This window comes from Cytobacillus solani (assembly GCF_006704205.1).
Classification (GTDB): domain Bacteria; phylum Bacillota; class Bacilli; order Bacillales; family Cytobacillaceae; genus Cytobacillus; species Cytobacillus solani.
Window position 1 is genome coordinate 431,726 of record NZ_CP041305.1, and the last position, 24,280, is coordinate 456,005.

23 protein-coding genes and 1 pseudogene are annotated in these 24,280 nt (G+C 33.5%); 2 read left to right on the forward strand and 22 right to left on the reverse strand.

The window, feature by feature from the left end; genetic code table 11:
* Positions 1 to 52: 52 nt before the first annotated feature.
* The 7 genes and pseudogenes from FI644_RS02170 to FI644_RS02200 form a co-directional block, all read right to left on the reverse strand.
* The gene (locus FI644_RS02170) at positions 53 to 355 is read right to left on the reverse strand and encodes a YjcN family protein (RefSeq protein ID WP_142107958.1); all 303 of its coding nucleotides are present in this window, start codon (positions 353 to 355) and stop codon (positions 53 to 55) included.
* 69 nt (positions 356 to 424) lie between these two features.
* Positions 425 to 1,186, reverse strand: a complete 762-nt coding sequence (locus FI644_RS02175; protein WP_053474945.1) for a TraX family protein — start codon at positions 1,184 to 1,186, stop codon at positions 425 to 427.
* 41 nt (positions 1,187 to 1,227) lie between these two features.
* Positions 1,228 to 1,763: pseudogene (locus FI644_RS02180) on the reverse strand (DUF3267 domain-containing protein).
* 156 nt (positions 1,764 to 1,919) lie between these two features.
* A protein-coding gene (locus tag FI644_RS02185) for an IS3 family transposase (protein WP_439952621.1) occupies positions 1,920 to 3,052 on the reverse strand; the annotation gives its coding sequence in 2 pieces (ribosomal slippage) (positions 1,920 to 2,818 and positions 2,818 to 3,052; 1,134 coding nt in all).
* A 386-nt stretch (positions 3,053 to 3,438) separates the two neighbouring features.
* Positions 3,439 to 3,657 carry a hypothetical protein gene (locus FI644_RS02190; RefSeq protein ID WP_142107960.1) on the reverse strand — a complete coding sequence of 73 codons (219 nt, stop codon included), beginning with the start codon at positions 3,655 to 3,657 and terminating at the stop codon, positions 3,439 to 3,441.
* A 590-nt stretch (positions 3,658 to 4,247) separates the two neighbouring features.
* Positions 4,248 to 4,544: a nucleotide pyrophosphohydrolase gene (locus FI644_RS02195; RefSeq protein WP_053474942.1), complete on the reverse strand. Its 297-nt coding sequence runs from the start codon at positions 4,542 to 4,544 to the stop codon at positions 4,248 to 4,250.
* A gap of 168 nt (positions 4,545 to 4,712) precedes the next feature.
* Complete coding sequence (locus tag FI644_RS02200; protein ID WP_142107961.1) at positions 4,713 to 5,222, reverse strand: hemerythrin domain-containing protein; 510 nt, start codon at positions 5,220 to 5,222, stop codon at positions 4,713 to 4,715.
* Positions 5,223 to 5,684: 462 nt separating this feature from the next.
* Between FI644_RS02200 and FI644_RS02205 the strand changes: the two genes are divergently transcribed.
* Positions 5,685 to 6,896: a helix-turn-helix domain-containing protein gene (locus FI644_RS02205; RefSeq protein ID WP_142107962.1), complete on the forward strand. Its 1,212-nt coding sequence runs from the start codon at positions 5,685 to 5,687 to the stop codon at positions 6,894 to 6,896.
* 25 nt (positions 6,897 to 6,921) lie between these two features.
* Positions 6,922 to 7,071: a hypothetical protein gene (locus tag FI644_RS26190; protein ID WP_181758164.1), complete on the forward strand. Its 150-nt coding sequence runs from the start codon at positions 6,922 to 6,924 to the stop codon at positions 7,069 to 7,071.
* A gap of 112 nt (positions 7,072 to 7,183) precedes the next feature.
* On the opposite strand, the gene FI644_RS02210 is transcribed toward FI644_RS26190, so the two are convergent.
* The 15 genes from FI644_RS02210 to FI644_RS02280 all read right to left on the reverse strand — a co-directional run bounded on the left by FI644_RS02210 (position 7,184) and on the right by FI644_RS02280 (position 24,279).
* Positions 7,184 to 9,073 carry a carbamoyltransferase C-terminal domain-containing protein gene (locus FI644_RS02210; protein ID WP_181758165.1) on the reverse strand — a complete coding sequence of 630 codons (1,890 nt, stop codon included), beginning with the start codon at positions 9,071 to 9,073 and terminating at the stop codon, positions 7,184 to 7,186.
* Between the two features lie 97 nt (positions 9,074 to 9,170).
* On the reverse strand, positions 9,171 to 9,929 hold the full coding sequence (locus FI644_RS02215; protein ID WP_142107964.1) for a phytanoyl-CoA dioxygenase family protein: 759 nt from the start codon (positions 9,927 to 9,929) through the stop codon (positions 9,171 to 9,173).
* 74 nt (positions 9,930 to 10,003) lie between these two features.
* Complete coding sequence (locus tag FI644_RS02220; RefSeq protein ID WP_142107965.1) at positions 10,004 to 11,617, reverse strand: carbamoyltransferase N-terminal domain-containing protein; 1,614 nt, start codon at positions 11,615 to 11,617, stop codon at positions 10,004 to 10,006.
* A 29-nt stretch (positions 11,618 to 11,646) separates the two neighbouring features.
* The gene (locus tag FI644_RS02225; protein WP_142107966.1) at positions 11,647 to 13,407 is read right to left on the reverse strand and encodes an ABC transporter ATP-binding protein; all 1,761 of its coding nucleotides are present in this window, start codon (positions 13,405 to 13,407) and stop codon (positions 11,647 to 11,649) included.
* Positions 13,404 to 15,143 (reverse strand): ABC transporter ATP-binding protein, encoded by a 1,740-nt coding sequence (locus tag FI644_RS02230; RefSeq protein ID WP_053474934.1) that lies wholly within the window; start codon positions 15,141 to 15,143, stop codon positions 13,404 to 13,406. Before FI644_RS02230 ends, FI644_RS02225 begins: the two co-directional genes overlap by 4 nt.
* Positions 15,144 to 15,170: 27 nt before the next feature.
* On the reverse strand, positions 15,171 to 16,307 hold the full coding sequence (locus FI644_RS02235) for a glycosyltransferase (RefSeq protein WP_142107967.1): 1,137 nt from the start codon (positions 16,305 to 16,307) through the stop codon (positions 15,171 to 15,173).
* A gap of 13 nt (positions 16,308 to 16,320) precedes the next feature.
* Entirely contained in the window at positions 16,321 to 17,421 is a 1,101-nt protein-coding gene (locus FI644_RS02240; protein WP_142107968.1) for an aminopeptidase, read from the reverse strand.
* A gap of 4 nt (positions 17,422 to 17,425) precedes the next feature.
* Positions 17,426 to 18,382, reverse strand: coding sequence for a hypothetical protein (locus FI644_RS02245; protein ID WP_142107969.1), 957 nt, complete (start codon positions 18,380 to 18,382; stop codon positions 17,426 to 17,428).
* Positions 18,383 to 18,400: 18 nt separating this feature from the next.
* Entirely contained in the window at positions 18,401 to 19,180 is a 780-nt protein-coding gene (locus FI644_RS02250; protein ID WP_142107970.1) for a phytanoyl-CoA dioxygenase family protein, read from the reverse strand.
* Between the two features lie 121 nt (positions 19,181 to 19,301).
* On the reverse strand, positions 19,302 to 20,294 hold the full coding sequence (locus FI644_RS02255) for a Gfo/Idh/MocA family protein (RefSeq protein WP_142107971.1): 993 nt from the start codon (positions 20,292 to 20,294) through the stop codon (positions 19,302 to 19,304).
* Positions 20,295 to 20,489, reverse strand: a complete 195-nt coding sequence (locus FI644_RS02260; protein WP_142107972.1) for a hypothetical protein — start codon at positions 20,487 to 20,489, stop codon at positions 20,295 to 20,297.
* Positions 20,482 to 22,260, reverse strand: coding sequence for a CRTAC1 family protein (locus FI644_RS02265; RefSeq protein WP_142107973.1), 1,779 nt, complete (start codon positions 22,258 to 22,260; stop codon positions 20,482 to 20,484). The genes FI644_RS02260 and FI644_RS02265 overlap by 8 nt, the downstream gene beginning before the upstream one ends.
* Positions 22,241 to 23,272 carry a DUF1702 family protein gene (locus tag FI644_RS02270; RefSeq protein WP_053474926.1) on the reverse strand — a complete coding sequence of 344 codons (1,032 nt, stop codon included), beginning with the start codon at positions 23,270 to 23,272 and terminating at the stop codon, positions 22,241 to 22,243. Before FI644_RS02270 ends, FI644_RS02265 begins: the two co-directional genes overlap by 20 nt.
* Before the next feature lie 2 nt (positions 23,273 to 23,274).
* Positions 23,275 to 23,514, reverse strand: coding sequence for an acyl carrier protein (locus FI644_RS02275; protein WP_053474925.1), 240 nt, complete (start codon positions 23,512 to 23,514; stop codon positions 23,275 to 23,277).
* A gap of 18 nt (positions 23,515 to 23,532) precedes the next feature.
* Positions 23,533 to 24,279, reverse strand: a complete 747-nt coding sequence (locus tag FI644_RS02280) for a 3-oxoacyl-ACP reductase family protein (protein WP_142107974.1) — start codon at positions 24,277 to 24,279, stop codon at positions 23,533 to 23,535.
* Between the last annotated feature and the right edge of the window lies 1 nt (position 24,280).

Genomic DNA, 24,280 nt, shown 5'->3' on the forward strand with positions numbered 1-24,280 from the left:
TTCTTCTATATCAATAGCAGGTCCTGCTTGTTCCGCTTGAAGTGATATTATGTTAAATGTCTTTAATAAAATCAGCGAAATACAAAATTCCTATCCTTTTTACCCGATAAGTGTCTAAATGACCTTGCGTTGCTTTTTCTATTGGAGGGTTTGTAAAAGCGTATCCTCTACTGCCTTTTTCCTTAAATTTTATATTTTGATACTCATAATCAATAATCTCGGATGTAAGAGCAGCCTTTGGATATCCCTTGAAAAATACTTGTGTTCTTAACGCCATTTTGGGAGTTGAGTGTAGTAAATAAAATAAAACTACTATTATCACTGATATAAAGATGATCAACTTTATCTTATTCAAGAAATCACTCCTTTGTTGTGCCGTTACTTCAAAAACATGCTTCGATATTTTTATAACAACCCCAGCATATTATTGTAAGCTTCTCCCGATAAAATAAAGAACAATTATATGTATGGGATAGAAGAAATAGAAAAAGTATTTTAATCCAACCCCTTTTTTGCCGTTATAGAGCAATAATAAGGGGAGTGCCAAAAGCATTAGCCACTGAATATCTCCAAATTTAAAAAAGAGTCTATTATGAAGTTCAAACATATGGCCACGCTTTATTGTTATCACGAAAATAAGTGCAGAAAATAATAGATAGTATAGCGTTAATTGTTTTTTAGTTTGAAAGTAATAAAACCCAACACCTAACAAAACAAATAAAATGCCACCTTCAACAAATAACGAATTCCCTAATACTGCTCCAAGGAAATACTCATCCAATAGCTTATTAGTAACAACGAATTCAATGAAAAAAATAATAGGCACAGCACTAATTAACTGCCAAAGGAGAATATAGGTAAACTTCTTTTTCTCAATGGCGTAAAGAAAAAGACCTATTAAAAATAATGGCGCAAAAAAATTATAGTTGTCATTATAGTTTGATCCTGGCATTGCTATTAATACAAGATTAACTAATGCCATTCCAACACTAGCAATATATAAACGTAATAAATACTTCTTTTTATTCGTGGTATGGCGATAGCCAATCGCAACGAAATAAATGAATATAGGTGCTGCAATACGCCCTATCCATCTTAAATATTCTGGCATATTGGGTATGAAGACACCGATATGGTCAAGTAGCATTGCGACTAAGGCAATGATTTTTAGCGTGGTAGTAGTCACTTAAGGGTTCTCCTTTTCAACAAATGGTTACATGCCTCATACTATTGCAATCGGTAATAGCCTTTGCAAAATATAGAGTTCTTCGGTTTCATAGCAATTAAAAATGAATTAATGATATCTGAGCCAGAAATCACAGCGTTTATCCAGCTCACAAATAATAAGATTGACTTGATATCTTCAGATAAAAAAAATGATGCAATGGCAGGAACTACTGATAAAACAATGAGGGGCAAGCTCATAAAGACCCAAAATCTCGGTTTTGATAGAATTGCATTAGTATGCAGCAAAAAAAATATCCCGTTAAACGTTAAACTAATGTCACCTTTTTTGTTTATGACTATGATGTGAAGGGTTTCATGAATGATGAAGACAAGGATACCTATTAAAACAAGAGCAAATATAGGGATCGGGGGGGGGGGAACCATTCTCTAAAGAAATATGGAATCAGAAATATCATGACCTGGAGTAGATAAACAAACTTCATATAGTGCGTTTGTAACCATTGATTCCGTATAAAAGGGGTCCATTCTGACAAATCATTCCTTACTTGTGGTAAAGGTCTAAACCACAATATCATAAGATTTCACTCCTTCTATCAAGCTATTACCGCACTCCATAATTTAACGACCTTGTTTAACCCTTAATAATTTTCTTAGCAATTAAGCTACCAACGAAAGCAGATACTATGGATCTAAGTCAATATCTTGGACATAAAAAAGTTAAGTCCCATTCCTTATGCTGCTCGGCATAATGTTTCTACTTCATCTGGTGTTAAATAGTTTATTGCGCGATGAATTCGCTTTCGGTTGTACCAGCTTTCAATGTAAGTAAATAAGGCTACTTTTGCAGTTTCAAAGTCCAGATATCGGTTCCTATAAACCTCTTCTTTTTTCAATGTTGCATGAAATGATTCTATACATGCATTGTCATACGGACAACCTTTTCGACTAAATGATTGAATGAATCCATGTTGCTTTAACTGCTTTTGGAATGCTTCACTCGTATATTGTGTGCCTAAATCCGTATGCAAAATAACCCCTTCATTAGGGTCTTGATTTTGAATGGCATTGTCTAGTGCTTGTGTAACCAATTCAACCGTCATTTGTCGGGCAAAGTTATATCCTACGATTTTCTTAGAATGAAGGTCTAGCACTGAAGCTAAGTAACACCAGCCATCTTTATGTGTGTGAATATATGTAATATCTGCTACCCATTTCTCATTAATAGAGGTTGTTTGAAAATCCTGCTCTAATCTGTTTTCACGTTCTTCTATAAGACTTTGAAATGATGCAGGACGATATTTTTTAACAATAATAGAACGAACTCTAGCCTGTTTCATTAAGCGTTGTACACGTTTGATACTCACCTGAAATCCTTCTTTACGCAATAAGTAATGAATTTTAGGAGCTCCATAACGACCCTTACTTGCTTTATGGATTTCTCGGATACGTTTGGTTATTTCCTCATTTTCTATTTGATAGGCCGAAGGCATTTTATGGGCAGCTTGATAATAAGTACTTTTAGGCAACTTTAATACACGACACATGGTTTGAACAGGATAGTGTGCCTTTTCTTCATTGATATGTTCGATAATTTCTTGATCCATTACTTTTTCGCGAATATGGTCATAGCCTTTTTTAATATTTCTACCTCTTGTTTTAAACGTAAATTTTCTTTTTGAATAGCTGCGATTTCAGCGGGTGTTAATGACTCATTTCCCCCAATAGGAGAATGCACTTTAATCCATTTATAAATAGTTACTTCTGAGACACCATATTCGCTAGCAAGCTGGTTGACGGGAGTACCAGCACGATAAAGTTCAACAATCGTTTCTTTGAATTCTTGATTGTAACGTTTTTGTTTCATAACGGACACGTCCTCTCTTAATTTCTAGGATAAGGACTTAACTAAAATGTGTCCATACTTCTATACTAGCTCCACTACTGCTATTATTGGGATAAATAGTGTTGAGTTACTATACAATGTAGTGAAATAACCACAACTAGGAACTAATACTAAAACAAATAAAACTGCAAAAATAGATTGTCGAAAATTTAATTTCATTATGTTCATATAAATCCCCCAATTATTTAGTACAAGCAACAATCTTAACCGTTTAGGTTAAGTACACGTATTAACAATCTATTTATAGAGTTTTGAATAGGCTAGACTAAGAATGGATGCATCGGTTTCAATTCCTACCGATAAAACTGAAAAATTTGAAGCAACTGCCACTGCGGTTCTAACTACTTCTATTTTATGTTAAACTCCACCTTGGTTTTTGCATAATTCGAATAAAAAACAACACCTTCGCCTTCAATCCATTTAGCCTGATTAATCCCTAATACTTCCAAGTTGTCGTCGTAGGTTCCTCTGGTTACAATGCTTACCAGCTCTTTATTTAATTTTTTTATTACCATTGGAAATGTGGTATTCCGATAAAAGTTATAAAAATGATTAGTTTCACCCATTGTTGCATCCCGTTGTTCTATGATTAAAGTTACATCTCCATTTGGAGACGGAATATATTCATAGGAAAAGACTGTGAAAATATAAAATACAAATAATTTACCTAAGAAAATGAATGTCACAACAGTTGCAGCAAATACCCAATACCCTTTTTTTTTGACCCCAAGCTAATAAATAAAAAGAAATGACTGTAAGAATGGTAGGAAAAATAAAACCAGTCGGCTTAAGAAAGGTAAAATAATAATCATTACTGCCTAAAATGATAATAAGCAAGTCGAATACTAAAACGAAAATAAATAATAGCTTTATTAATCTTCTAATCACCGTCAAAATCTTTCCCCTCCATTTCTTTTAGCCATTAAACAAAACCACTAAAATGACAGCTTCATTATTCAAAGAAAGTACCGATATTGAAATATGTCATTTCTCTTTCAATATTGAATATCATCTGACTCTGAACCATGTGCCTTTTCTTCATCTATGAATAGTACGTTCAACCAAAGCCTGAATAATGGTCTTTTCACTAATTAATTGAGGGATGCAAGGAGACGGTTCTACTGCTTCATTGAAAGCATGAGGATCATTATCTATCTTACTTTTTATTCACCGGATACTTCACCGCATTCTTCTCCATTTTCTTAAATGCTTCCTCTTCCAAATCGATATTCATTTTATCCGCTAACTGCAGTAGATATATAAATACATCTGCCATCTCTTCTTTAATATTCTGTTTGGACTCAGCAACCGCTTCTTCACTCGTTCTCCATTGAAAATTCTCTAACAGTTCATTGGCTTCTAGAGATATAGAAATAGCCAAATCCTTTTCATTATAAGGACCCCATCCCCGTTCGTTTCTAAACTCTAATATTTTTTGCATTAATTCTTTCATTTCTAGCCCACCTAATTTCAATTCCATTTTTGTAAATATATTCTATTTTAACATTTGATGTAATGTAATTAAATAGAAACAGGCATCCATAGTGGACACCTGCTTCTATTATTTAGTAAATATCAATTGGCTGCATCGAAATCTTTGCAGCGATTGGCCACTATGTTCCTAACACGCTTGAAACCGTCTCTCAAACTCCTCCTTCTCCCCCACCGACAGTATTTCCTCTGCCAATGGAAACAGCACTTTTTCTTCTCTATCAAAGTGCTGGAATAAGGTAGCGTATGCTTGGACGGCATATACGGCAATCGCTTGGGCTTCATCAATATTAATAGCTGGTCCTGCTTGTTCTGCTTCAGTCAGAAAAACTCTTATATGCTGTTCAGCCTTCTCATGTTCAAATTCCATCACTTCAATCGTTTTGTCATTCTCTCCAAGGTGGCTAGCCATCATAGGGAACAGCCAGTCATCCTCTTTATTTGAATGTGTATTCAGCTTTACATGAAAGACCGAAATCTGCTCATATAATCTCGCAAACTCTTGAATGACAGCAGGACCTGATTCGAATTCTATCTCCTCTGTGATTTCATAGAAGAGATTCATTTCTTCCCGGAGTGACACATGCTCGTCCTTTAATTGCTGCAGTGGAGCACTTAATACAACGTTTGAAGCCTCCATCCTCCCATTCCTCCTTCATATCCTTCACCCATCATCAGCAATCCTTATCATCCATGTTGGGTCTGTCTAATTCTTAGTAAAATAATACCCCAAAAATGCTGACAATTTTGTGTGGAAAATCACTAAGAAAACAATGGAGAGTAGGATGGGGCGACTCCCCCCCTCGACCTCTCATACAACCGGCATTCTATTAAACCGACAGTTGGCATAATGCCAGCTACAGAGTTTTGAATGGCTAGACTAAGAATGGATGCATCTGTTTTATTTCACTCGTTCTCCACCGGAAGTTTTCTAACAGTTCATTCGTTTTTAAATGAATGGATTGCTTTTTATTAACCATTATGGTGTCAATTCAATTTTTTGTTGGGAAATTTTTTTATAATTTCAATTTATCTGTTAAAAGAGTTTCCCAACTAAGTTATAATAGATTGGAAATGAATACAGAATGGTGTGAATGCTTCTATGAAAATTGGCTCAGTTATTAAGTATTTAAGGACGAAGTCAAAAATAACTCAAAATGAATTAGCTAGAGGTATTTGTTCGATTCCACATCTCAGTAAGATTGAAAATAATAATAAAGATGCAAATAAAGAAACGATAGAGCTACTACTAGAAAGACTAGGGGTATCTTTAGAAAATATTAACAATAAAGACTATGAAATAAAAAAACTATTAGATCAGCTCATTGATAATATTCACTACCATCAGAAACCTGATGCTATGGAAACATTTAAAAAGCTGGAAACAAGTAATGAATTTATCCCATTTACCCCCTATTTATATTTATATGAACTTTATATCATGCGTTATTTAATTTTTATTGGTAATTTGGATGGGGCTGGTGTGCAAAAGAAATGGTTAAATAAGCACAAAAAAAATTTTTCCCAATATGAGACCTATTTATTTAACTACTATTCTGCGTTATTTTTAATTATGAGAGGTCAATATATTGAGGCGGATGAAGCTTTAGAAAATTTACTTCACGAAGATCATACGAATAATGAAATATTACAAGGTGAATATTTCTACCATTTATCTTTAGTTAAAGGGAATTTAGAACTTTCTGGCCAGGCAATATTTTATGGAATAAAAGCTCTTCAGTTTTTTAAAAATCAATTTAACTTCAAAAGGATCCTGCATACATTAATGTTATTAGGTATCAATTATACCCATTCCAAACTCTATCAAGAGGCATATGATTGCTATAGGCACTTGTTGAGAAATGTAGATATTTTAGAAAATTCTAACTTCGAGCCTCAAATTTTTCATAATATTGGCTATCTAATGGATAGAATGGGGAATTCTAATGAATCAATTTTATATTATCAGACATGTTTAGAATTACTTCCTGAAGACTCTGCCCATTATTTAATAAACCATTATACTTTAGGTGAATTAAACTTTAGGCTCGGTAATGTAAAGGAAGCAATGAGATACTTTAATAAGACTCTTGAATTATCAGGCAATCATTCAAATCAAAAGTATTCAATGTTATCGCAGTACTATCTTTTAGAGCTTATGGGATTCTATGATGAAGCGGCAATCTTCTTAGAAGAAAACTTAATCCCCTTCCTTGAATCTATAGGTGAGCATCAAGATGAACTTCAGAACTTCAAAAATCATTTGATAAAATATTACAAGGAACAGCGCATATATGAGAAATCATTAAAGTAAATTAAATAACTAGGAGTGAAGATTTATGAAGAAGATTCTCTTATCGTTTATTGTATTAATTAATTTGGGTACTTTAAATGTTCAAAAAGGACATGTTCAAGAACTGGATTCAGCACCGATCATTTCTGAAAACGGTGGACATCCTATTTTCCCTCCTTTAAATATTGAATACTAATTTTGCTGCATCTTAAAAAACATAAAAACACTCTGGAAGAAAATATCCGGAGTGTTTTTATTTACCTATCCTATTTTTATTTTAGATAATGTCCAACATATGTAGGGTAATCCTAATTATATACTTTGTATGCAACCTTTAACATTCTTATATCGGCTTTATTATTGATATTAATCTCCATATTGTTAGCTTTAACATAAAACTCTAAAATATTTTTCTCTAATCCATACGGATTAAGTTTCTCTAACCACTCATTCTTTTCTTTTGTACTAACATATGAATTAAAATCAAATTTTCTTTTCAAAGGTTTATTCTCTAAATAGCTCTCATGGTTTTTAAATTCAACACGATATCCATTCACATATGCAACCTTGAACTTTTTTCTTAAGGCGAAATTAATCATTTCTTCAATACTGTTAATGATGGGTTCACCGCTATCATTCAGTGATGTATTACAGACAATAGGTATATTGTATTTTTTATTAAAATGACTGATTATTTTATATAATTTTGGATTATCTCGAGAATTTATTGTTTGAATTCGGGCACTATTATCTAAATGAGCTATAGCAGGAACTTCACACTCTCGTCCCTCTATAAGCTTAAACGTGTTAAGCATATATGGAGATTCATATGCATGCTGGAACCAATTACTTACTTCTTCTTCTAAAATAATTGGCGCGACAGGTCTCCACCATTGACGTTGTTTAATTTTATTTAATTTTTCCTTAGCATCTTTACTTCTTGCATCAGCAAGAATACTGCGATGCCCTAGAGCTCTTGGACCAACTTCTGCACGTCCATCGAACCAAATGATAGGACTATTTACGATATCATCAACTACTGTGTCTGAATCTATGTTGCTTATGTTTGATACAAAGTTCTTATACCTTTCAATTGTTTCATAAAACGATAGATCCTCATCCCCGTAATATGCATTCTCAAATTTAAATTCAAACTTTTCTTTTCCTAACTTTTTATAAAAGGAATAAAGGGCAATACCAAGAGATAGACCACTATCGTTGATATAAGGTGGTGCGATTAACCCCTTAAACTTGTACTTATGCATTAGATGAGAATTTGTTGGACAATTTAGTCCATATCCACCACTAATTGCTAGATAGGTATTCGAAGGGTCTATATTATATTTGTTAATAATCTTTTCAAGATTTTTTTCCATGATTTCAATAGACATTTTTTGAATTGCCTTCACTGCCATACTAGCTTTATTTTCCTTCTTGGAAAACCGTTTGTCGAAATAGTTAAATAATACCCCTTCATCAGAATCTGAAATGAATTCAATATTTCTTAAAATATTCTCAAGATTTTTCCTAACGGTTTGATACGATTTAATATCATGTATACTTCCTTCTAGCTCAAAATCTCTATTTAACTCGCTTTTACTTGCAGAAGCAAGGGCCATTAATGTACCTTCCTTCAAATTGTAAAATTCACTGGCGCCATCCCATAAACCTCCTGGAGAATTTATTGGAAATACATCAATTATATTCCCCTTTGTGGAGAAGGCTCCCGAATAAAATTCTTTTTGAGTAATTTTCTTGTCTACTAAACTATCAGGACCACCATCAACAGCAAGTGCAATTATATCTTCATTATGAAATAATTCGGTATTAAATAGAAGCGAAGAGAATAAATGGGATATACTGTGATAACATAAATTTGGATATTCATAATTACTATGGTAATCTTCGCAAGTATCAATACCAGGAGTTCCCCAAATTTCTACCATATCGTTTAAAGACAAATCATACTGTTTTAACAAGTTATTTATTAAATTACATGCTTGGTTTAGATCAAAAAAGGCGATATCATGCTGTTTATTTCCCGTTAATCTTTCTAATTCCCAGTAATGTATTAACTTTATATTTTTACCTTCTTTTTTCCATAAAGACAAATTCATATCATGACGTACCGTTAACTCTTTTAAATAAGATAATTTGTCTATACAAGCATAGATTGATAAATAATATCCATTTTTCATAATAAACTCTCTCCAAATCATTTTATTAAGCAAATTAATAAAGGAATATAATTTATATATTCAAATAAAAAATTCAGCGAGAAAACAAAAACACATGTTAAAAAGGGGTGAGTATGGGGTTTAGATAAGTTTCAGCTTTATCACCAGGCTTCAACCCGGGAAAAAATCGATTTAGATAATAGGATTTTGTTTCATGATCTCTAGGATCAATAATACAAGAGTCATCCTCATAATAAGTGATGGTTATTACTTCCCTTGTAATAGAGGTTTTATTTTCCGCAGCGTTATGAAGGGTCAAACCTGAATGGAAGGTAACATCTCCAATATTCAAAGCACCATAGCTTTCCTCCTTATACCTTTTTAATATTACCTCTTTCATTATTTGTTTTATGGACTTATTTTCATAATTTAGTAGATGTGAACTTGTTATAAAATTCATTGAACCAATTTCTGCCGGCAAATCAAGTAGAGGAATCCATGCTGTCACTACGTTTGAAGTATTTAAAGGATAGAAATCGAGGTCATAATGCCATTTCGTTTGTAAATTATGAGGCTTTTTAAAATATGCAGCATCATTTAAAAGTCTTACCTTCTCAACGCCCATTAAGTCAGCGGCAATATTAGCAATTTTTTCGTTAAATATGAACTTTTTAATTATATTATTCCGCTCCCATAAATTCATATCAAATAAGAAAGTTTTTAAGTATTGATCCTCAGCAAGGTTACGAGCTGATAGATATACCTCATCCCTTATTTGCTGTCTTATATTTAATACCTCGTCTTTTAGCAGGGCTTCTTTAATTAAAACATGTCCTTTTTCTCTATAGGAACGAATTAGATTAAGGTTTACCTTCATTTCAAATGCCCCTTTCCACAAATAATTCACATTTAAAAATGAACATGTATCCTAATACACAAGATTTATTTTTTTCAGGTTCTTTTTATTAAATAATCATCCATTACCAAAATGTCCATTTTAGAATTTAAAAATAATTTAACTGCATCGATAGGAGATTCAACAATTGGTGCATGATTATTACATAAACCCAAAGTGTATATATAGGGAATATTAGTTTTATTATAAAATTGTGAAACTAGCTTATAGAACTTATAATTAATAGATTTATTAATTGTATGGATAGGGAGAGCTCTTGGCATTCCGGGGATACTTATTATATCTTTTTTTAATGTGGATGATAGCATACCATAGTGAGAAGTGGATTCTAATTCAAATATTTGGTGATTTTCCAGAGCTGATATTGTGTATGGCTTATAAGGATCGTATTCTTTTCCTTTAAAGTCATGTTCCAGATTTTTGTTCCTAGATTGTGGACTAATCAGAATACTTCTATTGCCTAAAGTATTGGATCCAAATTCTGCTCTTCCTTGGAACCAGCCAACAATTTTACCGGAAGCCAATAATTTTGATACTTCTTCATATAACTTTAAAGGTTTATGATAAGAAATAAAAAAATTGTTTTCCCTTAAAGCAGTTTGTATTTCAGTCTCCTCATATTCCTTTCCTAAATAGGGGGAAAATGGGCGGATTATAGTTTTCGGCCTGTTATTTAAAACATGAAAACCGTACAAAGCACTTCCTATGGATAGTCCAGAGTCTCCTGCTGCTGGGAAGATATAAACATTCTTAAACGGTGTCTCTTTTAAGACTTTTGTGTTTACGAAATTGTTTAAAAAAATGCCGCCGCTTAAGCATATATTCCTAGTTTGCGTTTTTTTATAGACCAAATTGGCAAGTCCAATTACAATCTTTTCTAGATGATATTGACCTGCAAAGGCAATATTTGCCCTTTCCTGCAATAATCTATCATTTTTAGCTCCATTAAGTGTACGCCTAATAAATAATTTCATTTTTTTTATTTGGGCAATCGTCCTTTTAAATGTTCCTGTTTTACTATTAAAATTGTAAAACTCCTCAAATGCTTGAACATACTTGTTATTTCCATATGAAGATAATTCCATGGTTGTACGAATATTTAAAAAGTCGAAACCGAGTTCACGAGTTAAAGTGTCGTAAAACTCCCCTATTGAATTTGTTGGATAATAATGATCGATCATATGCCCTGACGTTTTGCCTATTTCCTTGATTTTATTATTATCACCATAATAATAGGAAATTGTTTCAACTGAATCTTTTGATTGTATACGCTTTGATACACCATTATTACTCCCACGACTATCAATTACTAATATTGCAGATTCATCAAATTCTGAGGTGAAATAGCAGCTGCTAGCATGGGAAAGATGGTGATTTATTAGTAAAATTTTTTCTCTGAATTTTGAATAATAAAGCTCATTCATTAAATCATTGCCAATAATTAAATCAACTTGGTTTATTGGGATGTTTGCTGTTTTTAAGCAATAAGAGGAAGCTCGTGATCTTGCAATGTGGATACTTTCATCAGGCAGCAGGGAATAATTTACTCGATTTAGCCTCTCTTCTTCAATGGCATATTCTATTTCACCATTTTTTAAAAGGCATGCTGAAAAGCTATGACCACTCCCCCCTAAACCTAAAATATTCATTCCTTCGCCTCCTTCTTAATTCCATCACTTTACTGTTTTTGTTGATTAACTCCCCATAGATATTGCATTTCCTCCGATGAGGACAGCAATTCCTCTAGCTCTCCTTCAGCAGCTATCTTGCCTTCTTTAAGAACTATAATCTTATCCGCCTTTCTAAAAGCCTCTTTGTTTTGTGAAGCAACAATAATTGTTTTGTCTAATTTTGATAGATTCTCCCATAGTTCTATTTCTGTATGTGAATCTATCGCACTGGAAACATCATCTACAACTAATAAATCTGCGTTTCTAGCAAACATTCTGGCTAATGATGTTCTCTGGATTTGTCCTCCAGAAAGTTTAACACCTTTTGATCCTATAACTGTGTTAATTTGATCCGGCATTTTAACAATATCCTCTTTTAGTACAGCTAAATCTAATGAGCGATCTAAATGTTTATCTCCTATCCCTAATAAGATATTCTCTTTTAAAGTTCCATTAAATAATACTGGCGTTTGTGGACTATACGCGATATTGGGTGCGCCCAGTTCCATTATTTGATTTTTTATTGGTCTGCTATTCCAATAATAAAAACCTTGCTTAAACTTTAATGCCCCAATGATCACTTTTAAAAGCGTAGTTTTGCCCGCTCCTGTCCGACCAGTAATTACAACTGTTTGGCCACGCTTAATATCCAAATTGATATTTGAGACACCATTTTGGCTATTAGGGTATCTATAACTAATATTTTTCAAGGATAAGGTTTCTAAAGTTTCAAGGGAAGAATTAAGTGGACCAGCAACATCTTGATGTTTTTCAGGGGAAAGCGGGTAGTGTGCAAGAATTTCCTTTGGTGAAGCCTGTGGCAATAATTTAGAAATCCTTTGAAGAGAAACACTGGTTATTTTTGCACGTGCTAAAAATAAGCCTATTGTATCTATGACTTCTGTAATAAATGGAAGTAAATAAGTAAATATTACAAAGTCTCCAATTGAAAAGCTCCCATTTTTTAAGCCTTCTGCTGCAACAATTATAAGTATTCCCGTTCCTATTAAATTTATATTAGAGAAAAACGTTTCTATAAGTTTAGACAGTAGTACATCCTTAATTATTTTCTTTCTTCTATTGTTACTTAAATCTTTTAATTTTGCTGCAACTCTTTCTTCTGCAGACCCTAATATTATTGTTTGGATTGAGCCAAAGATTTCACCAATAAAGCCTGAAACTTCACTTGTTGCCTGTCTGTTTTGTGACCTATATTCCTGGAGTTTCACTTTTAATATATTTAAGCTTATAGTAATAACCACAAGTGGGGTAAAAACCCATATAGCTACTAAATTATTAATACTATATAATGTTGCAAAGGATATCATGCTAAATAGTATGCATCCAGGAATAAGCATAGAATTCCCTACCAGTCTTGCACAAATATTGACATCATCACGGAAGTGGTTAAGAATTTCGCCAAGGGATCCGGGAACGTTTAGACGGCTAACAGAACGGAGTGTTTGGACAAACAGGTTTCTTCTCAGTAAACCAGTAGAATAGTAATCTAAATAAATGTGACTAATTGAGGCTAAAAAATAGAGGAATGACCTTAGTAATACAAATCCCCCCCAAATAGCTATCAAGCCCCAAAGATAACTAAAAGAAACATTCGATCTTTCAATTGAATCAAAAATTTGCTTTGTTAGTAAGCCTGTAGCTAGAGGTGAGAAAATAAAGAGTGACCAAAAAAATACGTTCAAAATGTATATACCTGGATTAAAACTTATTAATGATTTTAGGAGTTTACCTGTATAAACTTGGTTCATTCCGCTTCCTCCCCGCTGTGGATTAAAAGCTCTCTATAGTAAGAATTTGATTGTAATAAAGATAATTTATCCCCATATTCTTTTATTTTTCCATCATCAAGAATTAATATTTTATCTACTTCACTAATAGTACTCATTCTATGTGCGATTATAATTGCACTCTTTCCTTCAATTAGCTTATTTAGCGCACTTTGTACTTTCTTTTCTGTATACCGATCAATTTTAGATGATGTTTCATCTAAAATTATTAATTTAGGATTTCTCAAAAAAACACGAGCAAATGCAAATAGCTGAGCTTCTCCCAAAGACAACTTTTTGAAGGATATTTTTGTATCTAAACCATTGGGCAAACGTTCAAACCAAGGACGGAGCTCCAAGTGTTCTAGAACATTAATCAAGGTTTGATCATCATACCTATTGTCAAAAAGAGTAAGATTATCACGCACTGTTCCATCGAAAATGTGAATTTCTTGAGAGACTAATGCAATCTCTTTGCGGAGAGAAGAAATAGAAATATCAGTTAATAAATCATCATTTATTAGTATTTTCCCTTTATTCGCCTCATAGAGTCGCAATATTAGCTTTGCTATTGTAGACTTTCCACTTCCTGTTTTTCCAATTAATCCAAGCTTCTCTCCTGCATTTAATCTAAAACTAATATTACTCAAATTATTGATGATATCGCCATATCCAAACTCTACATTATTAAACTCAAGAGTAATAGCAGAAGAATTAATTTCCTTCGTCCCATCCTTTATTTTTGATTTTAATGATTGCAGCTTATTAATGCGGGTAATCGATGCATCAGCAATCTGCAGGTCCTCAAATTGGCTGCTAATCTCCTCAATTGGCTTAGAGAGTAATCCCATATAGAAAAAAATCATATAAACAGTTCCAATCGATAATTCATTTTGAAACCAAAAATATGTACTCATTAATAGAGCAATCGTGTTTCCTAATCCAATTAATAAAATGGTAGAGGTGGCAATCGCTTCTTGTGATAGCCATGCTCTTTTATGGTAATGAAACCATTTTTGAAGCAAAGTGTAAAATCTATAAATAATATGTTTCGCCGCTCCATTTTTATTAATATCTTCCATTCCTTCGATTGCTTCTCCGATAAAGCCAAATAAGTTTGAATTAGACTCAAGATATTTTTCCCAAAATGGCTTAGAGATTTTTCTAATCCTCTTAATCGTAAGGAGGGATATAATCACAAAAACGGTTGTCACTAATCCTATCGTTATATTTTTCATAAATAGAATAACTAAAATACCAATGAGCAGTAAGGAATGAGTGATGAGCAATATTGAGAACTGAGAAAAGAAATTTAAAAGCCTCTCAATATCCCCATCTATCTTTTCAATCATCTCACCAGCACTGTTTTCATTATGGAAATCCATTTCCATTTTTGAGCATTTTAAGACTACATCATTTCTTAGCGCATTGGTACATTTCCACCCCAGATTCACACCCAAGGTTTCTACTATTACTCTTAATGATTGGCTGACAATTGATACAATAATGAAGGAAACACCTATAATTACTAATAGATTTATAGGCTCTCTTGCTACTGCCTTATCAATAAAACTAGCTGTCATTTGAGGAATAGCAAGTTGAAAAGCTGTATGGAGGATGACCAAAAATAACAAGAGAAGTACCGTCTTTTTTTCGTTAAATAAATAGGTTGATAATAACTTGTGGTATTGCTTTACCGTTTGAATATATTTTTTCATCAGTATCCCCTTAGACCTTAATGATTTTTATAAGCTAAGAATTTTATTTATAAATTTTTCTGCCGTCTCAATAGGTTTATACTTATTTATAATGACTGACAAGTTATTGGCCCTTCTTTTAAAATCATCGTTATTTAGAATTGCGTCCCTATATTCATTTAATCTAGTTATCTTTTCTGGCAGCATCATCCTGCCCACTCCAAGATTTTCTACGATGCTCCCTAAATATTCATGATCTGCACCCATAGGAAGGACTATCATCGGAACTCCATATTTCATGGATTTTTGAAGAGTTCCGCAACCGCCATGTGTAATTACTAAATTAGAAAATTTAAACAATATGTTGTGATTAGGGAATTCTCTGATTATATGAGTATGTTTTGTCATTTTATAGTTAAACTTAATCTCACTATTTAATGATAGGAAAAGAGAATACGGCTCTTTATCGAAGACGTCGAGGGAGTTTTCTATGAGGGATTTGGTTAGCTCCTGAAATTCAAATCTTGGAACTGATGAGGTGCATACAGTTATTGTGGGATATGTTGCAGCTTCACCTATACGCTTTTCTAATGCTGCATTCGCCTCCTCAAAAGAACAGTCACCAACTACCTGGCAGGATGGAGGTAAAGCCGATGGATCCATGATTAGCTCAGGATAAACTAAAACTAGATGCAGATAGGGTGAAAGTCCAAAATAATCTCCTCTCGTTCTATTAAAATCCATCAATGGACTTAGCATATACTTTAGTCTGATTCTGTTTAAATCTTTAAGGAGAAGCTCCCTGACTTTTCTATTAACAGCAGGCTTACCTGGAACATCCTTATCATGGACTGGAACTGTTGTTTGGAAGCTTATCCATGGAATATCTAACATTTCAGCTATATATGACGGTGCACATAGAGAGGAGTCATTTATTATAAGGTCGACAGGTCTATCCTTTAATTTTGTATATAAATCATCTAACATTTCTTCTATAAAGGTATCTGGGTACTTATCCCATCCTAATTCTTCATATCTTAGACCTAAGCGATCTATTAATGGTTTTAATGATCTATGAGAATAAATGGTTACATTATGTCCGCTCTTTTTCAATTGAACACCAATTCCAATTGCAGGTACTATGTGCCCTAATAATCTTTGAGAAACAATTACAATATTAGCCAAACCCTCACCTCCTTTATAAATGATTAAGATGCTTTAGATCATGTGTAATAAAAACTCCATTTTTTTGAATCAGCTGATTATCAAAAAATAATTCACCTTTACTATCTTTATCCATGGTTTTTGTTAAATCCCAATGAATTTTAGAATCATTTTTATTATAAGATTCAGGATATGATTGTCCCAATGCTAAATGTATGCTTCCTTTTATCTTTTCGTCATAAGGTAAGAGCTTGAGCGGTTCTATTAATGCGGTATTTAGACCTATACCAAATTCACCAATTCTGTTTGCCCCTTTATCGATCTGAAGAATTTTAAATAATTCTTTATCATTGTTACTTCTGGCATTGACGACCTTCCCATTTCGAAAAGTTAATTCAATAAATTCAAAATCAATATTTTTAAAAATACTTGGGGCATCAAACCGTATATAACCCTCAGCAGAATCCTTATTAGGGGATGTAAAAATCTCTCCATCTGGGAGGTTATGCTTAGCATCGCAAACTACAACTGGATTCGCTTCTAAATTAAAACGGAGATTGGTATCAGATGCCTTTATTTGAACTGTTTTTGCTTTTTGCATTCTCGCCTGCAATGAATCACAAGAAGACTCTAATAATTTATAGTTAAACTCACACGCCTTAATAAAAGTTCTAACAAATGCATCGTAGCTCAATTTTGCTCTTTGCGCATAGCTTTCTGAAGGGTAATTAAAAGTAAGCCATCTTTTTTTACTCAGTATCAAACGTTCTATTGGGTTATCATACAATTCTTCATATACTTTTCGTTTTTGTGGAGGAATATCACCAAACTCAAATAGGTTATTATCTATTGTTATAGTGATTATTGCATCCATTTTAGCAATTGTATGGTAATTGAAATCAAAAATCCTGAGAATTTGGTAGGGTGTAGAATGATTCACTGTTGATTTGAGTATTTCAGGAGGGGTAATCTGCAAAAAGGGAATCGCACCTATTTGATAGATTTGTTGATGAAGCACTCCAATAAAATGATTATAGCTGCCAATAAGATGAATAAGGACCTTCTCTTTTCTCTGAATTTGGAGCGAGTGTCGCAATATAAGGTTACAAATCTTTAAAATATGCTCTTTATTCATCTGACTAACAAATCATATGCCTTAGATTGTTATAGAACTTATATTCATGCAAAAGAACTTTCTCAAGATTATAGTTCAGTTTATCTTTATAATCTCGATCACTTTGCCGTTTCCATTTCATTAATATACCCAAAACTAATGACCAAAGGTTACAAATCGTCCACAATTCTTCAACCCACTCTGAATGAAAGAAAGACTTTGGTACTTCTTTTTGAATAACAGCTAATTTCCAAAGCTCTCTTAGCTTTCTATAATAATTTATATCAAACTCAAGTTGTTCTAACCTTGATACTAACTTATCTCTTGGAGTTTTGCCTACTGATAGTATAAATTGTTCTAAACTGTCTATTCCTCCATAGTAAAGCATATTCTCTACACTTTCACGAAGCAGTTTTTCAAAATCTTCTTCCCAACTGTTGATTGGATTCGTACATTCTAAATAAGAAGTACCTATAGTATCTGATTCTTTTAATGAGTTGAAGAAAATCTTGGCAGGGATCGTACCAACGTTCCTTTGGAAATATTTTCTTATGCCTATGTCATCAATTATGTTTACGCAGTCATTACTGATTTTAACTACAAGCGACCAATGTATCACATCATGCAGTTTATAATACTCAGTTATTGATACATTTAAAGTATCAAAGTAAATTAATGAATATCCATTTTCGCCATACACCTCTTCAATGCCTTTTTTAAAGGAGTTAACATCGGGGTAATCATATTTTTTTAAGCTCCACCCCTTTCCTAAAATAGGCTCCTTTCTTCGAAGTAAGATATCATTACTTTTACAATCGAATGCATTTAGGAAAACTCGAATTAACTTAGTCTCGCCTTTTAATCCTAGAATTTCTTTAATACTTAATTGTCTACAATCAAGATTTCGCTCACAAAGTCCATAACTGTCGGGAAACTTCCAGTTAATCCCCTTCTCTAAAAGGCTATTTCCAATATTGTTCAACAAGAAATACCTCCTTTTTTATAATATTAGAGGATTACTCTTACTTTTAGCTGTATCCCCTGGTTTTAAGCCTGAAAAAAAATCCGTAAGGTGGGATTCTAAAATCTTGTTTCCATTCGGTTTATTTAAAGATTCACCATCAGCATAATAAGTAATTGTTAGTACTTCTCTCATTTTTTTTGTAGGGTTATCCGGTGCTCCATGGACAATTGATCCTATATGGAAAGTTGCATCCCCTCTTTCCATACCTTCATAGCTTTCTAACGGGAGATTCTTTCTAATTGCCTGATTAATAATCCTTATAGGGGGAATCCCATTCTCAAAGAATTTATGAGAGGCTGTTAAAAAAATTAAGCTTTTTAGCCCTTCATCTAAATTAATCAAGGGCATCCACATTGTAATGACTTTATGAGGATTAATCAAAAAAGGATCAATATGAATAGGGGTCGCATCCCCACCAGGCTCTTTGTATAATGCACTATCGTAATATAATCTAACATTTTCTGTTTGTAATAAAGCGGCTGCTATACCAGCAAATCTTTTAGCCAGTATAATTTTTTTTAGGCTTTCGTCCTTCCAAAGATTCATAGATTGCAGAAATGCTCTTTTATAAGTATCGCTTCTTTGGGAAAGTGGTAAACTTTGTTTCTCGATTTCTTTCATAATGTTAAATATAATAGGCCTGTATGTTTCCACCATACTTTTACTTGCGACACCTCTTAATAAAATATGTCCTTTGTTAGTAAATTCCTCGATATTATTAGGAGTTAGGCTGTAATTTTCCGAAACGCTCTTCATATAACTTCAACTCCACTCGCTGTATATAAAAAAGATATTTAACCAAGTAACCGACTCTGTGTTTTCTGTAAGTTTACTCTTTTTAAGAAACAAGGAGAGGGCACCCCCCCTCCCGGTTAAATTAATTAGAGGTATTTGATAATCTAATTATTGTTTCTAGTGAATTTTCTACTTCTTTATCTGAAATAAAAGAGTGGCATCTGCAGGATATTTCATTGATAAATTGGTCTATCACTCCGGAATTGGAAAAACCATCGTTTCGAAGATTCGGTTGAACTTCTATATTTTTCTTCATTCCATTATGATAAAAAATTTCGATTCCATAATAGGACTCGCCAAATACTATTGTTCCCTTTTTACCGTATATTACAGTTCGATGGTCTTGTGATGGGTTGTTCCAGCTAAGGCTAATTGTGCCAATGACTCCTTTGCTCATTTTAAGAATAATAACAGCGTTCTCTTCTGTTGAACTACTGTCTTTATCGGTTGTAAAACATTTTGAGTCTTTAACCAAATCATCTAAAAACCACTGGAAAAGATCGATCTTGTGTATACCCAAATCCCCAAGCACACCAAAGTGTGCAGAGTCTTTATGCAAAAACCAAGTGTTATTTCCCTCTACGCTCCAGTTTTTTGGCCCGCCATGTTTAAAGTTAGTTGTAAATTGGATGATATCCCCTATTTCTTTCTGATCTATCAATTTCTTTACTCTTTTATGCACAGGACTAAAACGCTGATTATGCCCTACCATGACAACTTTATTATTTTTAGCAGCTAACCTATATATTTCTCTGCATTCTTCAGTAGTTGTGGCTATGGGTTTTTCAATCAAAACATGCTTTCCAGCATTTAAAGCTTTAACCGCTATAGACCAGTGTTCTTTATTAGGAGTGCAAATTGAGATGGCATCTATTTCTGGGGAATTTACAATATCGAGGTAATTATCTGAAACATGAGGGATATTATGTTCCTTTGCAACATCAACTGCTCTTGATATTGTCTTATCACAAATCGCAAGTAGTTCAGCTTGTCCATTATTTATATACTCTGGTATATGTCTCACCTGAGCTATTTTTCCAGCACCTATTATACCAACTGAATATTTTGTTGACATTTATTTGCTATCTTTCTTTTTATTATAATAATAAAATTTTCGTCCAAACATTGGATAAAATGGATAACCGAGCCTCCATGGCTGATTATAAAAATATTCATTTTCGTCACTATAGTTATAAAAAGGTTCCCGCTGCTCATTATGTTGTTTTTCTTCAACTTCTTCCTTTTTCGACTTATCCTTCTCATTAGTCATTTGATGTTTCCCCCTCATTAATCATTTTTAGTTCTCCGGTTCCTTCTTTTAAATAATAAATAGTATTTGCCTTAACATTTTTAAACTCTTCCACTTTTCCACTAGGCCACTCCACCTCGATTAATTGAACAACTGCAGAGTCTTTAAGCCCTAAATGTATACGAGGATCACTCTGAGCGCCGTGGCTGTTTCCGCCGTCTCTTTCTATAACTGTTTGTACCCCATTATTAGTGAATGTTACTCTGGTGCCAACAGCGTCGCGGTTGCTGCCTTCAGATCCCTCTAAAGAAATTTTAATCCAATTATTTCCTGAGGTTTGTTTATTCTGATATACTCGAGCTTTAGATCCTTGGTTAGCAAATATTAAATCCAAAGTCCCGTTATTATCAAAATCAACTGCTGCTACTCCGCGTCCATCTTCTTTAAATGTAATCCCTACATCTTTAGCCACATCAATAAATTTTTTCTCTCTAAAAAGGAAAAGAGATTTTTGTTCGTATCCTGACATACTTTTATCTTTAAAATTTGGCCAGTTTTTGGCATCTTGGACTACAAACCCTGGTGTCGTAGCAAGAGTTCCCATATCAAACCAGTAGTCTTTATCCTTATTCGCTGAGATAAATCCATTAGTCACTACTATATCTAGGTCACCATTATTGTCAGCATCAAAAAAACGTGCTCCCCACGACCAGCCCGATTGTTTAACACCTAATTCTGGAGCTAAATCTTTATAATTTTCCCCGTCTTCGGCTATCCAGAGCTGATTCCCTTCGAGAAGGTATTTTTCTTTACTGATATTTGATACATAGTTGGCAAATCTTCCGGTATGAAATATGTCGCCAAAATCAACATTCATTCCTTTAAATGTATCATCACCAATCCCTCTTTTATGAACTATCTTTTTAAAACCTTTCCCTTCTTGATTAATATATAGAGAGTCAGGTCCAAAATCATTAGCATTGTAGATATCTGGCCACCCATCATCATTTAAATCAACAGATCCCGTGGCTAAGGTCCAGCCTGTATCATCAACACCCATTTCTTTAGCCACATTAGTGAATGTCCCGTCGCCATTATTTTTTAATAGTATGTTTACTCCACCATTCTTGGCTTTTTCAAAATCATCATGAAAAATTTTCGTATCCTTGAGGTCCCATAGGTCATCTTCCTCATCAAAATAGGCGCCTAAGTATAGATCCAAGAATCCATCTTTATTGTAGTCAAGTGCTATTACTTTAGATATATATCCCCATACATCTACTTTGGCACTTTTTGTAACATCGGTGAAAGTTCCATCTTTATTATTCTTGTAAAGGGAACTCTCTCCCCATGCTCCTATAAATAGGTCAGAGTATCCGTCATTATCATAGTCAAACCAGACTGCTGTCTCTGAAATTCCATTCTTATTAACATTAGCTAAACCAGCCTCTTTTGCCACATCAGTAAAAGTTCCGTCGCCATTATTTTTATATAATTTGTTTAAACTATCTTCCTTTGAATTGATAAGGTATATATCCATATAACCGTCCCGATTAAAATCAGCAACGGCTACCCCTGCTCCCGTGGAAGTAAGCCAAGGCATGACGTTCGTGACTTTACTATCGAAAGTTGGTTTTTCATGTTTAAAATCAATTCCTATTTTGTTAGGTGACAGCTCTTCAAAATGAAATCCAAGGTCAGAGTTTTTAACATCATTTTCAGATGCAAAAGTACAGCCGCTTAAGAAAATGATTACAACAATAGGTATAAACTTATTTAGTAGGGATATCATACATGTCTCCTTTAGACAAAATTTCTTTTCTTACTTCATACATCCAACTCAAGTAGAAAGTATCAGCTTCTTTTTGAGAGGACAATCTATTCTCTACATTATGAACAATAGCTAACCAAGGCTGAATATAATTACTATTTAACTCAGGTAAAGCACTAATCGTTCTTTCCCAATATGAAGGATCTTGCAGCCTTCTTGCTTCTAAACCAAAAGCCATACCTTGTGCAAATGATGGTTTGTAACTGTTTGGGATAGATTTGTAGATGCTAAAAGATGTTTCTAATTGGTCAAAGAATGAGTACGCAACGGCTAACCCTAGCCCGCTAAGAGTATCTTCTTTATATTCAACTGGTACATGCTCAAGTTTTTTTAAACTATCTTCAAATCTAAATTCGCTCTGGAACCAAATACTTCTCCCGAATCCTTGGAAACAAACCCTTTGATATTTAGTTTTGAAATGATGAAACTTAGAAAAACTATTATTTTGATTCTTATCAGAAAACAGACCTGTTCGAAAACCAACACCGTCTAATGCTATTAGACTATACTTAGGATTAAGCCGTCTTAACCATCTATCATACTGATCTTCCTTATAGCCATATCTTATGAGAAGCCACCATCCTAACCCTACGTAATATTGATATTTATGAAGGGGGGATAATTTTGTAATATACTTTTCAAAGGTCTTCCCATTATTTATGGATAGACTCGCTCTAATACCAAACCCCATTCCAACGCCCTCATACGCAAAGCCTTTATAATAAGAGGGGAACGTATTTTCTAAATATTTTCTGAGCCTATTCATGCATAAAATGAAACTTAATGCAGCGTTGCTTCCAGAAAGAAAGGATCTTAATATGATTGGAAATCTTTCAGCATAGATTGGATGAGAGTAGGTGAATTGCAGAAGGTTTTTCGAGATATCTTGTTTTCCAAGAGTAAAAAAGGAAAGTCTGAGGAAAAAAAACACGCTTAATCCAAGGAATAAGTATATATGAATGTTTGCAAACATGACTACAACCTATCATTAATGATTAAAAAAACATCGTTAATACAAGTGAGCGTCATTAAGTCATCTTCATCCAAATATACATCATACTCTCTTTCGATGTGAACTGATAATTCCAAAGCCATTAATGAATCTACCCCTAATTCAGTAAAAGGTGTATAAATGTCAGAGTAATTAATGTCCTGCTCAGAAATATCGGAGATTAATTCAATTATTTGGGTTTCAATTTCTTTTTTTGTATACATGGCATTTATCCTTTCTATTTATATTAGTCCACCATCAACAATAATGGTTTGTCCAGTAATATAAGATGACTCGCTGCTAAGGAGAAATAACGCAGTTTTTGCCACTTCTTCAGTCACCCCGAATCTATTTAGACTGATAGATTTACATATTTGTTTGACTTGTTCCTTTGAAAAATTCAAAGTCATATCTGTTTGAATGTAACCTGGAGCTATCGTATTCACTCTAACACCAGACCTCCCTAATTCCTTTGATAGCGATTTAGAGAATGCAATTACCCCCCCTTTAGAGCTTGCGTAGTTTGTCTGACCAGCTGTGCCTGTCATTCCAGCAACTGAAGAGATATTTATAATTGAACCTTTTGTGACTAATAGCTGTCTTATAAATTTCTTGCAAAGGTATATGGATGCCACTAAGTTTATTTGTAATACGGAGAGGAAATCTTCAGTATTTAACTTATAGAGTGGATTATCTTTTGTTATTCCTGCATTATTAATCAAGTAATCTATATTACCTTCTTTTTGCAGCAAGTCATATAATCTATCAATCGAATCAAGCTTTGAAAGATCACAATAATATGATCTAACTTGACCTTTATATTTTTGGCATTCTTCTACAAGCTCATCAGCTTTTGCTTTACTGCTATTATAGGTGAAAAAAACTTGACAGCCTGCTAGCGAAAGCTGTTTCACTATTTCCGCGCCGATACCTCTTGAGCCTCCAGTAACAAGCGCTATTTTCTTTTCAAAATTGTATTTAACGTTCATA

Coding starts and splice junctions, on each gene's coding strand:
- FI644_RS02190 (WP_142107960.1), bottom strand. CDS start 3,657: ATGGGTGAAACTAATCATTTTTATAACTTTTATCGGAATACCACATTT.
- FI644_RS02195 (WP_053474942.1), bottom strand. CDS start 4,544: ATGAAAGAATTAATGCAAAAAATATTAGAGTTTAGAAACGAACGGGGA.
- FI644_RS02200 (WP_142107961.1), bottom strand. CDS start 5,222: ATGGAGGCTTCAAACGTTGTATTAAGTGCTCCACTGCAGCAATTAAAG.
- FI644_RS02205 (WP_142107962.1), top strand. CDS start 5,685: ATGAAAATTGGCTCAGTTATTAAGTATTTAAGGACGAAGTCAAAAATA.
- FI644_RS26190 (WP_181758164.1), top strand. CDS start 6,922: ATGAAGAAGATTCTCTTATCGTTTATTGTATTAATTAATTTGGGTACT.
- FI644_RS02210 (WP_181758165.1), bottom strand. CDS start 9,073: ATGAAAAATGGATATTATTTATCAATCTATGCTTGTATAGACAAATTA.
- FI644_RS02215 (WP_142107964.1), bottom strand. CDS start 9,929: ATGAAGGTAAACCTTAATCTAATTCGTTCCTATAGAGAAAAAGGACAT.
- FI644_RS02220 (WP_142107965.1), bottom strand. CDS start 11,617: ATGAATATTTTAGGTTTAGGGGGGAGTGGTCATAGCTTTTCAGCATGC.
- FI644_RS02225 (WP_142107966.1), bottom strand. CDS start 13,407: ATGAACCAAGTTTATACAGGTAAACTCCTAAAATCATTAATAAGTTTT.
- FI644_RS02230 (WP_053474934.1), bottom strand. CDS start 15,143: ATGAAAAAATATATTCAAACGGTAAAGCAATACCACAAGTTATTATCA.
- FI644_RS02240 (WP_142107968.1), bottom strand. CDS start 17,421: ATGAATAAAGAGCATATTTTAAAGATTTGTAACCTTATATTGCGACAC.
- FI644_RS02250 (WP_142107970.1), bottom strand. CDS start 19,180: ATGAAGAGCGTTTCGGAAAATTACAGCCTAACTCCTAATAATATCGAG.
- FI644_RS02255 (WP_142107971.1), bottom strand. CDS start 20,294: ATGTCAACAAAATATTCAGTTGGTATAATAGGTGCTGGAAAAATAGCT.
- FI644_RS02260 (WP_142107972.1), bottom strand. CDS start 20,489: ATGACTAATGAGAAGGATAAGTCGAAAAAGGAAGAAGTTGAAGAAAAA.
- FI644_RS02265 (WP_142107973.1), bottom strand. CDS start 22,260: ATGATATCCCTACTAAATAAGTTTATACCTATTGTTGTAATCATTTTC.
- FI644_RS02270 (WP_053474926.1), bottom strand. CDS start 23,272: ATGTTTGCAAACATTCATATATACTTATTCCTTGGATTAAGCGTGTTT.
- FI644_RS02275 (WP_053474925.1), bottom strand. CDS start 23,514: ATGTATACAAAAAAAGAAATTGAAACCCAAATAATTGAATTAATCTCC.
- FI644_RS02280 (WP_142107974.1), bottom strand. CDS start 24,279: ATGAACGTTAAATACAATTTTGAAAAGAAAATAGCGCTTGTTACTGGA.